Annotated in this window: 14 protein-coding genes; 8 read left to right on the plus strand and 6 right to left on the minus strand. The window is 75.7% G+C overall.

Annotation, left to right across the window (positions count from 1 at the left end; all coding sequences use genetic code 11):
* Nucleotides 1-301 (minus strand): hypothetical protein (locus GTR02_RS14435; protein WP_166608193.1); only part of this gene is annotated, 301 nt, incomplete at its 3' end.
* Nucleotides 302-399: 98 nt separating this feature from the next.
* Nucleotides 400-1,248: an MmyB family transcriptional regulator gene (locus tag GTR02_RS14440; RefSeq protein WP_166608194.1), complete on the minus strand. Its 849-nt coding sequence runs from the start codon at nucleotides 1,246-1,248 to the stop codon at nucleotides 400-402.
* Between the two features lie 101 nt (nucleotides 1,249-1,349).
* Here GTR02_RS14440 and GTR02_RS14445 point away from each other — a divergent pair, with 101 nt between their 5' ends.
* The gene (locus GTR02_RS14445) at nucleotides 1,350-2,045 is read left to right on the plus strand and encodes an SDR family NAD(P)-dependent oxidoreductase (RefSeq protein WP_166608195.1); all 696 of its coding nucleotides are present in this window, start codon (nucleotides 1,350-1,352) and stop codon (nucleotides 2,043-2,045) included.
* A gap of 9 nt (nucleotides 2,046-2,054) precedes the next feature.
* Here the strand turns inward: GTR02_RS14445 and GTR02_RS14450 are convergent, their stop codons facing one another.
* Complete coding sequence (locus GTR02_RS14450; protein WP_166608196.1) at nucleotides 2,055-2,984, minus strand: DMT family transporter; 930 nt, start codon at nucleotides 2,982-2,984, stop codon at nucleotides 2,055-2,057.
* A 119-nt stretch (nucleotides 2,985-3,103) separates the two neighbouring features.
* Between GTR02_RS14450 and GTR02_RS14455 the strand changes: the two genes are divergently transcribed.
* Nucleotides 3,104-3,379 (plus strand): class I SAM-dependent methyltransferase, encoded by a 276-nt coding sequence (locus GTR02_RS14455; RefSeq protein WP_166608197.1) that lies wholly within the window; start codon nucleotides 3,104-3,106, stop codon nucleotides 3,377-3,379.
* A gap of 5 nt (nucleotides 3,380-3,384) precedes the next feature.
* Nucleotides 3,385-3,852, plus strand: coding sequence for a class I SAM-dependent methyltransferase (locus tag GTR02_RS14460; protein WP_166608198.1), 468 nt, complete (start codon nucleotides 3,385-3,387; stop codon nucleotides 3,850-3,852).
* 26 nt (nucleotides 3,853-3,878) lie between these two features.
* Here GTR02_RS14460 and GTR02_RS14465 read toward each other — a convergent pair whose 3' ends face one another.
* Complete coding sequence (locus GTR02_RS14465; RefSeq protein ID WP_166608199.1) at nucleotides 3,879-4,424, minus strand: SSI family serine proteinase inhibitor; 546 nt, start codon at nucleotides 4,422-4,424, stop codon at nucleotides 3,879-3,881.
* A 155-nt stretch (nucleotides 4,425-4,579) separates the two neighbouring features.
* Here GTR02_RS14465 and GTR02_RS14470 point away from each other — a divergent pair, with 155 nt between their 5' ends.
* Nucleotides 4,580-6,619, plus strand: coding sequence for a HelD family protein (locus GTR02_RS14470; protein WP_338073819.1), 2,040 nt, complete (start codon nucleotides 4,580-4,582; stop codon nucleotides 6,617-6,619).
* Between the two features lie 7 nt (nucleotides 6,620-6,626).
* On the plus strand, nucleotides 6,627-7,772 hold the full coding sequence (locus tag GTR02_RS14475; RefSeq protein WP_166608200.1) for a lactonase family protein: 1,146 nt from the start codon (nucleotides 6,627-6,629) through the stop codon (nucleotides 7,770-7,772).
* Here GTR02_RS14475 and GTR02_RS14480 read toward each other — a convergent pair.
* Nucleotides 7,656-8,354, minus strand: coding sequence for a restriction endonuclease (locus tag GTR02_RS14480; RefSeq protein ID WP_205709294.1), 699 nt, complete (start codon nucleotides 8,352-8,354; stop codon nucleotides 7,656-7,658). The two genes, GTR02_RS14475 and GTR02_RS14480, sit on opposite strands and share 117 nt — an antisense overlap.
* Before the next feature lie 211 nt (nucleotides 8,355-8,565).
* On the opposite strand from GTR02_RS14480, the gene GTR02_RS14485 reads away from it, so the two are divergent.
* The gene (locus GTR02_RS14485; protein ID WP_166608201.1) at nucleotides 8,566-8,889 is read left to right on the plus strand and encodes a rhodanese-like domain-containing protein; all 324 of its coding nucleotides are present in this window, start codon (nucleotides 8,566-8,568) and stop codon (nucleotides 8,887-8,889) included.
* A gap of 25 nt (nucleotides 8,890-8,914) precedes the next feature.
* Here the strand turns inward: GTR02_RS14485 and GTR02_RS14490 are convergent, their stop codons facing one another.
* Nucleotides 8,915-9,865: a glucosyl-3-phosphoglycerate synthase gene (locus GTR02_RS14490; protein ID WP_166608202.1), complete on the minus strand. Its 951-nt coding sequence runs from the start codon at nucleotides 9,863-9,865 to the stop codon at nucleotides 8,915-8,917.
* 223 nt (nucleotides 9,866-10,088) lie between these two features.
* On the opposite strand from GTR02_RS14490, the gene GTR02_RS14495 reads away from it, so the two are divergent.
* Nucleotides 10,089-10,538: an ATP-binding protein gene (locus tag GTR02_RS14495; RefSeq protein WP_205709295.1), complete on the plus strand. Its 450-nt coding sequence runs from the start codon at nucleotides 10,089-10,091 to the stop codon at nucleotides 10,536-10,538.
* A gap of 139 nt (nucleotides 10,539-10,677) precedes the next feature.
* Nucleotides 10,678-12,193: GAF domain-containing protein (locus GTR02_RS14500; protein WP_166608204.1), on the plus strand; the 1,516-nt coding region annotated here is incomplete at its 3' end.

Genomic DNA, 12,193 nt, shown 5'->3' on the forward strand with positions numbered 1-12,193 from the left:
CGGTCAACGTCCGGGCGGTGGTGATGCGCTGGTGCGCGGTGGCGTCGGCGATCCGCAGGGCCGCGCACAGCTCGGAGGCGAGGACCTGCTCCCCGGTGAGCTGCACCGGGTCGGTGTCGTCGGCGGCGGTGCGGCCGGGGTGTCCCGCGACCCGGCGCCGCCGCAGTTCCTCGACGGCCCGAAGCCCCAGCGCGTCCAGCCGGCAGCGCTCCCGGTCCAGGGTGACCACCAGGTCGAGCAGCGCCCCGTCCCCGGCACCGGTGAGGGTGTCGGGAGCGGGCAGCGCGACTGGTTCGTACACGCGTTCGATCCTACCGAAAGGTCTGCGCTGCAACCAGAGTCACTTCAGTGACCTGGCCTCACCCCTCGTGCCGGCGGTCGGTTGTGATGGGCGGGAGGTCAGGCCCCGGGGCCGACGGGAACTCCCCGCGCCACGCGGAGGAACTCCAGCTTCTCGGCGTCGGAGGAGCCGGTGGCGACCGTGTAGACGACGAGGCGCAGGTCGCTGCCGGGCACCGTCAGGACGTCGCAGTCGCACGTGATGTCGCCGACCTCGGGGTGTTCGACGGTCTTGCGGGCGGAGACGTGCCGGCCGACGGCGCCCTCGTCCCACAACCGGGCGAACTCCGGGCTCGTCGTGCGCAGCTCCGCGAGCAGGGCCGCCAGGTCCCGGTCGCGCGGGTGGTCGACGAGGGCGCCGCGCAGGTCGGCTACCAGCGCGCTCGCCAGCCCCTCGTCCGCGTGGCGCACGGGCCACGACGACAGTCCGCTGCCGCCTCGCGTGAACACCGCGCGGAGCAGGTTCAGCTGCTCCCGGGGCCGGCCGCGCGGGTCCCCGATGAGCACTGCCCACGACGGGGTCCAGGTCAGGAGCGTCCAGTCCGCCGCGAACACCCCGACGGGGACGTCGCCGAGCCGGGCGAGGAGGCGCTGCACGCCGGGCGGCACGTGCGTGGAGATCGCACCGTCGGCGGGCGGCAGCAGGCCCCCCAGGCGGTAGGCGTGATCGCGCTCGGCGGGCTGCAGCTGCAGCGCCCGGGCCAGCGTGGCCATCACCTGGGCCGACGGGTTCGTCGCGCGCCCCTGCTCGAGCCGGACGACGTAGTCCACCGACAGGCCCGCGAGGTCGGCGAGCTCCTCGCGGCGCAGCCCCGCGGCTCGCCGCCCCCGGCGTTCGGGCAGGCCGACGTCGTGCGGCGACAGCCGGTCGCGCCACCGGCGCAGGGCCGTGCCCAGGGTCTCGTCCACCCCGCCATCGTGCCCCGACGCCGATGCGGCAGCGTGGTACTGCCGGTCCCCCCGTCGGACGGGGCCTGGCCCGCCGTCCGGCGCGGGCGGAGGGTGGGGGCATGACCACCACCTTCATCACCGGAGCCAACCGGTCCCTCGGCTACGAGACGGCCCGCCGTCTGATCGCGGCAGGCCACACCGTCCTCGTCGGCGCCCGGGACGCCGAGCGCGGCCGCGCCGCCGCTGACGCCCTCGGCGCCCGCTTCGTGCCCATCGACGTCAGCGACGACGCGTCGGTCGCGGCGGCCGCGGCCGACGTCGCGGCCCACGAGGGGACCGTCGACGTCCTTGTCAACAACGCGGGGATCAGCGGTCCCCACCGGGCCGCCGACGAGCTGACGGCCGCGGACGCCGCCGGGGTGTTCGACGTGAACGTCGTCGGCGTGGTGCGGGTGACCCACGCCTTCCTGCCGCTGCTGCGCAGGTCGTCGAACCCCGTCATCGTCAACGTCTCCAGCGGCATGGGTTCCTTCGCCGCCACGCACGACCCCGACCGGGTGGAGTCGACGTTCCCGGCCCCGCTGTACGCGGCGTCGAAGTCGGCCCTGACCATGCTGACGGCGCAGTACGCCAGGGCCCTGCCCGACGTGAAGGTCAACGCCGCCGACCCGGGCTACACCGCGACCGAGTTCAACGGCCACAGCGGGCCCCAGACCGTCACCGAGGGGACCGACGCCGTCGTGGAACTGGCTTCGATCGGCCCCGACGGCCCCACGGGACAGTTCCGTGACCGGCACGGTGTCCTCGCCTGGTGACCGACGGGGTCAGCGGGCCGTCCGGCCGGGGGAGCGGCTGCGCACAGCCGTTGCCGCGCAGAGGATGACGACAGCTCCACCCGCGAGGGTCGGCCACGTGAGCGGCTCGCCCAGGAACAGGGCGGCCCAGCCCAGCGTCAGCACGGGCTGGGCGAGCTGCACCTGGCTGACCCGGGCCATCGGGCCGATCGCGAGCCCCCGGTACCAGGCGAAGAACCCGAGGTACATGCTGATGACGGACAGGTAGCCGAAGGCGGCCCACTCCTCCGCCGTGGCCTGCGGAGGGTGCCGCACCGCGGCGACGGCCGTGAGCACCACCACGACGGGCGCGGCGAGCACCAGCGCCCACGAGACGGTCTGCCACGCCCCGAGCTCCCGGGTGAGCAGGCCGCCCTCGGCGTACCCGACGGCCGCGGCCACCACCGCGGCGAGCAGCAGCAGGTCGGCGACGTGCAGGCGCGGGGGGCCGTCCCCGCCCAGGGCCGCGAACACGACCGCGGCGGTCGCGCCCGCGACCGCGGAGCACCAGAAGGCGGCGCCGGGACGCTCGCGCGTCCGCACGACGACGGCCAGGGCCGTCGCCGCCGGCAGCACCGCGATCACCACGGCCCCGTGGCTCGCCGGGGTGGTCGTCAGGGCGTACGACGTCAGGAGCGGGAAACCCAGCACGACACCCGCGGCGACGACGCCCAGCCGGGCCCACTGCCGGCGGGTCTGCGGGCGCGGCTGACGCGTGAGCCGCAGGGCGGTCGCCGCCAGCGCCGCCGCGACGACGGCGCGACCGCTGCCGATGAACAGCGGGGAGAGACCGCCGACGGCGACCTTCGTCAGGACGACCGTGAACGAGAACGCCGTGACGCCCAGCAGCCCCCACCACGCGCCGGGCGAGCCGGGTAGCGCCCGACGGCTGGGTGCAGTAGCGCTACTCGTGCTCGACATGGTTCACGGTAGCAGCAGGGAGGTGAGGCGCCGTCCGGACGCCGCGAGGAGCGAGGATGACGCCGTGAACCCTCCACGCCGCACGCGCGTGCACCTCCGTGGTTGCCGGGAACGCCGCCGTGTCGTCCAGTGAACCGCCGTCCGCCGGCCGGGGGCAGGGCGTCGGCGACTCCGCCGTGTACGACGAGTTGTCGGCCTGGTACGACGAGCGCAACCGCGCGGCTGCGGTCGCACTGGCCCCCGAGCTCGAGGCGCTCCTCCCTCCAGACCTGGGGACGTGCCTCGTCCTCGGGTGCGGCACGGGTCAGTACTTCCACGTCCTGCGTCCTCGCGCCCGCCGCCTGGTGGGCCTCGACCTGTCCGGTCAGCAGCCGCCATCGCGCGGGCGCGACTGACGGGGATGACGGCCCTCGTGCAGGGGGACGCGGTGCGGCTCCCCTTCGCGGACGCGGCGTTCGACACGGTGATCGCCTGCTGGTTGTCGACCGACGTCGACGACCTCGCCGCGGTGGTCCGGGAGGTCGCTCGTGTGCTGCGCCCGCAGGGTCAGTTCGTCCACGTCAGCGCGCACCCGTGCTTCACCGGACCGCACACCGAAGCCCTCCCCGACGACAGCCGTCTCGTGCACCCGACCTACCGCGTCGAAGGGCTCCACGAGCCGGCGCCGTGGTGGCGTCCTGGCGGGATCCGCAGCCGGATCCCTCTGCACCACCGCAGTCTCTCGACGCTGCTGGCGTGCTTCTGCGACAACGGGCTCCTGCTCCGGGAGGCGACCGAGCCCGGTGACTCCGCGGTGCCCTGGACCCTCGGTCTGCGGTTCTCTCGCCCGGGTTACGAGCTCGCCTCGCCCGGCGACCCTCGGTCGTAGGTCACGTCGACACCTCGGTAGCGGGCTCAGCCGCCGCTGTTCCCCTGCGTCACAGGCTGTCCAGGCTGGAGCAGGGGAGCGATGCGGTTCCACCGCGAGATCTCGCACCCGTCGGTGCGCTTGAACGTCGCGAGGACGTCCTTGCCGCCCCAGCGGCCCTGCACGGTGGCCGTGGCCGGACCGCCGTAGATCATCGTGCAGGCCATGTCCTTGGGGACGGGCCGGAAGGGGTCGGCGAGCGCGGCCAGCGCGGCGCAGGCGTTGACGGCGTCCGGGTGGTCACCGCCCGGGGTCCCGTCGGCCGGGCACGTGAGCGTCCACGTCTGCTTGCCGCCGCTGCCGTCGTCCACGGTCACCGTCAGCGTCTGCTCCGCGGCCGCGGTGGAGTCCAGCGGCGTCGGCCCGGTGGGGGCCGGGCTCGCGCTCGGGGTCGCGGCGTCACCGCTGCTGCTGCTCACGGGTGCCCCTCCTGCCTGCTCGTCGCCGCACGCCGCGAGGCCCGCGACCACGAGCGTGGTCGCCAGGACCACCGCTGCGCGTGCGGTCCTGCGCGTCGTGCTCCTGCTGGTCATGGTGTCCTCTCGCGTCGGGCGCCGCCCGTGGGGGCGTGCGGTGGGTCGGACGCGGGCCGTCCGGGGACGGTTCCCTCAGGACCGTTGCTCAGCGTTGTCCTCCGGTGCCGCGTCGGGCACAGTCGAGGGTCCACCCCACCCCCTGCGGAGGATCCGTGCCCGACGTCCTGGCCGAGGAGCAGCTGCACCTGGACCGCGCCCGCGCGGAGCTGGACCGCATGCGCCGGCACACGCTCTCCCTGACCCCCGACGGCGGGGACCCGCTGGCCGACGAGGCGCTGGCGTGGATGCTCGAGCAGCGCGCCGCCAGCCTGGTGGACGACCCGTCGACCACGCTGTTCTTCGGCCGCACCGACCACGACAGCGGCGAGCGCTTCCACATCGGCCGCCGCCACGTCACCGACGATGCGGGCGACCCCGTCGTCGTCGACTGGCGCGCCGACGTGTCGCGGGCGTTCTACCGGGCCAGCCGGGCCGAGCGCGAGGGTGTCGTGGTGCGCCGGCGCTTCGGCGTCGAGCGCGGCCGCCTCACGGCCTACGAGGACGAGCACCTGCTGGCGGCGGTCGCCCCCGAGGAGGACGGCCACGCGAGCGCGATCCTGGCGCGCGAGATCGAACGGCCCCGCTCCGGACCGATGCGCGACATCGTCGCGACGATCCAGCCCGAGCAGGACGTGCTGGTCCGCGCCGACGTCGCGACGACCGTGTGCGTGCAGGGCGCACCGGGGACCGGCAAGACCGCGGTCGGCCTGCACCGCGCGGCCTGGCTGCTCTACGCCCACCGCGACCGCCTGACGCGTCAGGGCGTGCTCGTCGTCGGGCCGAACCACGCGTTCCTCTCCCACATCGCGGCCGTGCTGCCCGCGCTGGGGGAGGTGCAGGTCGAGCAGAGCACCGTCGAGGACCTCGTGACCCGTGCGGCCGAGGGCCGCAAGGCCGTCGCCGTGCGCGCGGAGGACACGGCCGAGGTGGCGACGCTCAAGGGGGACGCCCGGATCGCGGAGGTGGTGCGCCGGGCCGTGTGGTCCGCGGTCGCCGCCCCCCGCGACGTGCTGCCCGACGGCGCGGTCGTCGTGACCCGGGGAACCCGGCGCTGGCGGGTTCCCGGGTACCTCGTCGAGGACCTCCTCGCGGAACTGGGTTCGCGCGGCATCCGCTACGAGGCCGCACGGAATCTCCTGCCGCAGCGGCTCGCGCACTCCGTCCTCCAGCTCCTCGAGGCCGCCGGGGACTCCCCGGACGACGCCGTGCAGGACGCCGTGGCCCGCAGCGCCGAGGTGAAGCGGGCCGCCAAGGCGCTGATGCCGCCGCAGGAGCCCGCGAAGGTGCTGTGGCGCCTGCTGTCCGACCCCGAGTTCCTGGCGGCGAGTTCCGACGGCGTGCTCGACGACGCGGAACGTGCCCTGCTGCGGTGGGACCGGCCGCCCCGCACGGCGGGTGCCGCGCGCTGGACCGCGGCCGACGCCGTCGTCCTCGACGAGATCGCGGACCAGTTGCAGCGCACGCCGTCTCGCGCCCACGTCGTCCTCGACGAGGCGCAGGACCTCTCCGCGCTGCAGCTGCGTGCCGTGGGCCGCCGCTGCTCCACCGGGGCCGCCACCGTCCTCGGGGACATCGCGCAGGGCACGACACCGTGGTCGGCGCGCTCGTGGGAGGAGGTGCTCGGGCACCTCGGGAAGCCCGGCGGGACGGTGGAGGTTCTGGACCGGGGTTTTCGCGTGCCGTCCGCGGTCATCGACTACGCCGCGAAGCTGCTGCCCCGCATCGCTCCCGACCTCAGCACCCCGACGTCGGTGCGCGAGGACCCGGGACGCCTCGACGTGGTGGCCAGTGCCGACCCGGTCGCGGACGCGGTCGCCGTCGTCGTGCGCCTCGCGGCCGCGGAGGGTTCCGTCGGCCTCGTCGTCGCGGCGCCGGCCCTGGAGGAGGCGGCCGCGGCGCTGACCGCTGCGGGTGTCGGGTTCGCGCGCCTGGACCGCCCGGAGGCGGACGCCCCGCAGCGCGTGGCCCTCGCCCCCGCGAGCCTGGTCAAGGGGCTCGAGTTCGACCGGGTCGTGGTCGTGGAACCCGCCGCGATCGTCGCGGCGGAACCCGACGAGCGGACGGGGCTGCGCCGGTTGTACGTCGTGCTCACGCGTGCGGTGACGGCTCTCACCGTCCTGCACGCGGAACCCCTGCCGGCGGAACTGGCGTGAGGTCCCGGTGAACCGCGTCCGCGGGGCCCTGCCCCTGGTGCTCGTGCTGCTGCTCGCCGGCTGCGGCGTCGCGCAGGAACGTCCCGCGCGACCGCCCGCGGCCGCGCCCTCCGGACCTCCCGAGCGGGCGGGTTGGTGGGAGGCGCTCCCGGCGGCGCCGTTGCTCCCCCGCGGCGGGGCGCAGGCGGTGTGGACGGGGACCGAGGTCGTGTTCTGGGGCGGGACTGCGGTGGACCCCCTCGCCGAACCGTGCCCGCCGACCGCGCTGTGCGGAGCGCCGCCGCCCGGCCCCGAGGCGGCGGAGGCGGCCGCCTACGACCCGCTGACCCGCTCGTGGCGCCGGCTCACTGGGACGCCGCCCAGCTACGGCCGTGCCCGGTGGGCCCACGGCCGCATCGTCGACCAGAGCTCGGCCTACGACCCCGTCACCGGCAGCTCGACGGTCCACCTCTCGAACCTGCTGGTGTACGCGGAGGCGCAGGTCGTGGGACCCGACCTCGTCGTCGTGGGCTGGGACTACGCCCGCGGTGAGGTCGACGGGGTGGGCCAGGTCGTCGCCGCGTCCCTCGACCTGACCGATCCGCAGGCGCAGTGGCGTCCCGTCGAGTGGCCCCTGCCGCCGCCGGGCTCGGAGGGGGTGCAGACGGCCGCCGCCGGCTCGGACGTCCTCGTCCGGGTCTGGGCGTCGAACCCCGAGGTCTGCGAGGTCGACCGGGTCTCGTCCTGCTACCGGTCCTTGCGGTTCACCCCCTCGACCGGGACCTGGACCGATCTCGGGGTGTCCCCCGACGCGCTGCAGCTGGCCAGCGGGGGAGGCCGCGTCTGGGGGACCGTCGCCGGTGACGACGGGTCGACGAGCGTCGCGGAGGTCGACCCGGCGGACGGGTCCGTCTCGCCGGCCGTCCCGACGGGGTCCTACGGCGGCCTGGTCGTCTCCGAGACCGGCCGCCTCGCCCTCGTGGGCGGCCCGACGATCGTCGTCATGTCCGAGGACGGCACCTGGACACGCCTGCCCGCGGTCCCCGGAGACCCCGGGTCACCGTCGGTGGTCTGGGCGGGCGACGACCTCGTCGTCTGGGGCGGCTCGGCCACCGTGGGGGAGCCGGCTTCGCGGAACTCCCGCGACGGCTGGGTGTTCCGACCCGCGGGCTGAGCCCCGGTGGGTGGGACGCGCGGTCACCGGCAGGGGCGCGCCGCTCATCCAGGTCGCCAGCGCGCGCCGGTCAAGGGTCAGGACGCCGCTCGACGCGGCCAGCGCCAGCGCGGGTCGGCTGTACCAGCTCGTCGTCACGTACACCGCGTGGTCGGCGCGGTGGTGGTGGAAGACGGTGCCGAGGAAGCGCTGGAGGTCGGGGGAGCTGACGGCGCGCCCGGCGTAGCGCTTGCACTGCACCACCAGCAGCGAACCGTCGCCGGGGTGGCGTGCGGTGACGTCCGCCCCGAGGTCGCCCGCACCGCCGGAGACCGTCACCTCCCGCCAGCCGTCGCGTCGCAGCAACCGGGCCACGAGCTGCTCGAACGCCGGCCCGGTCAGGCCGTCGGTGGACGCGACCCGGCGGTCCAGCTCGGCATGCCGGCGCGCACGTGCCCGGGCCCGCCGCCGCAGGACCACGAGCCGCCACGCGAGGAGGACGAGGAGGACCGCCGCGCCCAGCACGAGCAGCGGCCACCACCCGCGCACCCACGACCTCGCCGCACCGGCAGCCCCGGTGGACACCACCAGGACGGCGACCACGACGACCACCCCCGCGGACGAGTCGCTGCTCCTGGGACGAGACCGGCGCCGAGTGCTCACCCCCGTCTCTCGGACGGGCCCGGCCGCGACTTCAGCGTCGGAGGCGTGAGTCACCCGTCAGCCGGCCCCGTGCGCCTCGACGAGGACGGCGAGGCCGTCGAGGACGCGCTGCCCCGCGCGGGCCGGGTGGCCCGTGTCCTACCGTGGCGCCGTGCCCGAGCTGCCCGCGGTCCCCGCCGCCACCGTCCCGTCCGACGCCCGGCTCCTCGACGTCCGCGAGGACGACGAGTGGGAGGCGGGGCACGTCGCCGGCGCCCTGCACGTCCCGCTCGCGGAGGTGCCGCAGCGCCTCGCCGAGCTGCCCGAGGGGCAGCTGCACGTCGTCTGCCGCGCCGGCGGCCGCTCGCAGCGGGCGGCCGAGTGGCTGCAGGGCAACGGTTACGACGTCGTGAACGTCGAGGGCGGCATGCAGTCCTGGGCCGCCGCGGGCCGTCCGATGGTGTCCGAGAACGGCCAGGACCCCGCGGTCGTCTGAGCTCCCCGCTCCCGCCGCCTGCGGGTCAGGAGACCTTCGCGGTGCGGTGGACGTAGGCGTCCACCGTGAGCATGGGGGGCCGCTCGGAGACGTCGACGCTGTGCGTGACGGGCGCGTAGTGGCCGTACCCGTCGCGCGCGAACTGCGTGACGGACGGCGCGTCGCCCGGCTCGGCGACGCCCGCCCGCTGGTGCACGACGTGGGAGATGTGGGCCGCCATCCGGCCCAGGGCGGCGGTGTCCTGGTGGCTGTGCTGACGCCGGCCGAGGTCGACCTGGGCGATCGCCGAGATGCCGCGCAGCTGCAGGGTGTCGATGAGCATGGCGATCTCCACGCCGTAGCCGCCGCAGAACGGGATGGCCTCGAACAACCGGCGGCGTCCCGCGTACTCGCCCGCGAGCGGCTGCACGACGCCCGCCAGCTCGGGGTAGAAGCGGCTCACCAGGGGCCGCGCGACCAGCTCGGTGACGCGACCGCCGGACGTCTCGCCGGAGCCCTTGAGCGGGCGGTCGTAGCAGCCCTTGACGAGCTCGACGGCGGGGTCGTGCAGGAGCGGGCCCAGCAGCCCGGTGATGAGCTGCGGCTGCGGGTCGAGGAGGTCGGCGTCGACGAAGACGATGACGTCGCCCGTCGTGACTGCGAGCGACTTCCACAGCACCTCGCCCTTGCCGGGCCGCGACCCCGCCTCCGGCAGGACGTCGTCGCGGTGGTGCACGACGGCCCCTGCGGCCTCGGCGACCTCCGCGGTCGCGTCGTGCGAGCCCGAGTCCATGACCACGACCTCGTCGACCAGCCCCGTGTCCTCCGCGAGCCGCCGGGCCATGCCCACGACGCGGCCCACGGTGGCCTCCTCGTCGAGGGCCGGCAGCACGACGCTCACGCGCGTCCCCGCCTTCTGCGCGCGCAGGCGCTCGATGGGCCAGTCCCGCGCCCGGGACGTCGAGCGGTCGAACCACGTCTGCACGGGCAGCTTCATGCGCACCTCCTCCTGCACCGTGGCACGGGCGCCACGGGGGTGGCACCTCCCGGCGCAGGAGTTCACGCGGGCGTCACACGGGCCCCTCGCGCGGTGACGGGCGTGTTTCGGCCCGGTTGCCGCGGTGCGCGGGTGAGTGCGTGTTTGACCTCTCGCGCCCCCGGGTACCTCTGACGACGTCATGCCCACCACACCGCTGGTCCCACTCTCAGAGGAGACCTGGATGCGCACGGTCCGCACCGTGCCGGCGACCCACTGGGCCTCCTTCGCGCACGACGCCGCCTCCGTCCCCCGGGCGCGGCACGTCCTGCGCAGGGTCCTCGACGGGGCCGGTCTCGACGAGACCTGCAAGGCCGAGATCGAGATCGTGCTGTCGGAGATCGTCGGCAACGCCGTCCGGCACGCACGTCCGCTCGACGACGGCGGGATCCACGTGCAGTGCGAGGTCGTCGTCGCCGAGGCCGCGCCGCACGTCGAGATCGCGGTGACCGACGGCGGCGCCCCCGGCCGCACGGTGACCCCTCGCACCGCCGACTCCTCGGCGACGGGCGGGCGCGGGCTGCGCATCGTCGAGGGCCTGGCCGACGAGTGGGGCGTCGTGGAGAACCTGCAGGACTTCAGCCGGACGGTGTGGGCCTCCTTCGGCGGCCCGACCCGGCACCACCCGCGCTGACCGGGGCGCGCCGGCGGCCCCTCATCCGTTCGGAGCAGTCGCTGCGTCTGGTCTGCGCCGGTCCGCCTCCACGCGCTATCGTCCCCCTCAACTACTGCGCGTCACTTGATGTGCACGTGACGAGACGGAGTGGCGAGGGATGGAGCCCAGGTCGGCGCCCGCGTCCCGCGGCGCCCACCACGTCCACCTGCTGCAGCGCACCGCGACGGAGCTCGCCGCGGCCCTGGACGTCGCCGGCGCCGTGACCGCCGTGCTGCGCTCCGCGCACGCGGTCCTGGGCACGCACTCGTGCGGGGTGTCGGTGCACGACCCCGACTCCGACCTTCTCCTGCCGCAGCTGCCCGACACCGCCGCGGGCGAGGACCCCTACGGCGTCGGCCACCCCGTGCCGCTGGACTCCTCGACCCCGAGCGCCGAGGCGGCCCGCACCGGCCGCCCCGTCCTGCTGCGGTCGGTGGCCGAGCTGACCGAGCGCTTCGACGGGCCGCTCAACGACCTCGTCGTCGCCATGGGCGAGCTCTCGTGGGCGATGGTGCCGATGCTCGCGCGCGGCCGGCTCGTGGGCGTCCTGCGCTTCGGCTTCGCCCGGCCCGGCTCGCTGGACGACCTCGAGCTGGAGTTCGCGACGGCGCTCGCCGGGCAGTGCGCGCTCGCGGTCGAGCGCGCCCGGCTCCTCGACACCGCCCGGGAGGCCGTGCAGGCCGCGGCCCGCTCCGAGCAGCGCTACCGCACGCTCGCCGAGGCCGGCAGCCTCGACGTCTTCACGGCCGAGCCCGGCGTGGGCCTCACGAGCGACCTGCCCGGCTGGCGCGCCCTGACCGGCCGCGACGGGCCCGTGCGCCCCAGCGGCTGGCGCCAGGACGTGCACCCCGACGACCTGCCGGACGTCGTCGCCCGCTGGGACCGCGCGGCCGCCGAGGGGTCGCGCGTGGAGTACGTGCTGCGGCTGCGCACGCCCGGCGGCTGGCGGTGGATCTCCACGACCGCCGTGCCCGTGCGCGCGGACGGCACCGGCCCCCACGGGCCCGTCCGGGAGTGGATCGGCTCCTCCGTCGACGTCACCGACAGCGTCCGGGCCGCCCGCCGGACGCGGACGCTGCAGGCGCTGACCAGCGCGCTGGCCTCGGTGCACACCCACGACGACGTCGTCGCCGCCGTGCTGGCCGCCGCCGTGGACGGCGCCAGCGCGGTGCGGGCGGCCATCACGCTGCTCCCGGAGGACCCGGGCAGCACGGAGGTGCCCCTGCACAGCTGGCAGCGCGACACCGGGCGCCAGCCGCTGTCGGCGATGCCCTTCACCGCCGACCAGCACCTGGCCCTCGTCGCGTCGCTCGAGGCGTCCGGTGGGGTCTTCCTCGACGCCGACTCCCTCGCGCGGGTCGAGGACCACTGGGCCCCCGACGCCTACCGGGAGTCCCTCGAGCGGGGCGAGGTCGCGTGGGCGCTGCTGCCGCTGAGCTCGCGGCCGCGCCAGGTCGGGGTGCTGGTGCTCTCCTTCGACGAGCCGCAGCCCGCCGACGCCGCCGAGCGGGAGTTCCTCTCGGCCTTCGCCCGGCAGTCCGCCTCGGCGCTCGAGCGTCAGCTGCTCCTGGACGCCGAGCGCAGCACCGCGACGATCCTGCAGGAGGCGCTGCAGCCCGGGCCGCTGCCCGGCG

This window comes from Kineococcus siccus (genome assembly GCF_009906795.1).
GTDB lineage: Bacteria > Actinomycetota > Actinomycetes > Actinomycetales > Kineococcaceae > Kineococcus > Kineococcus siccus.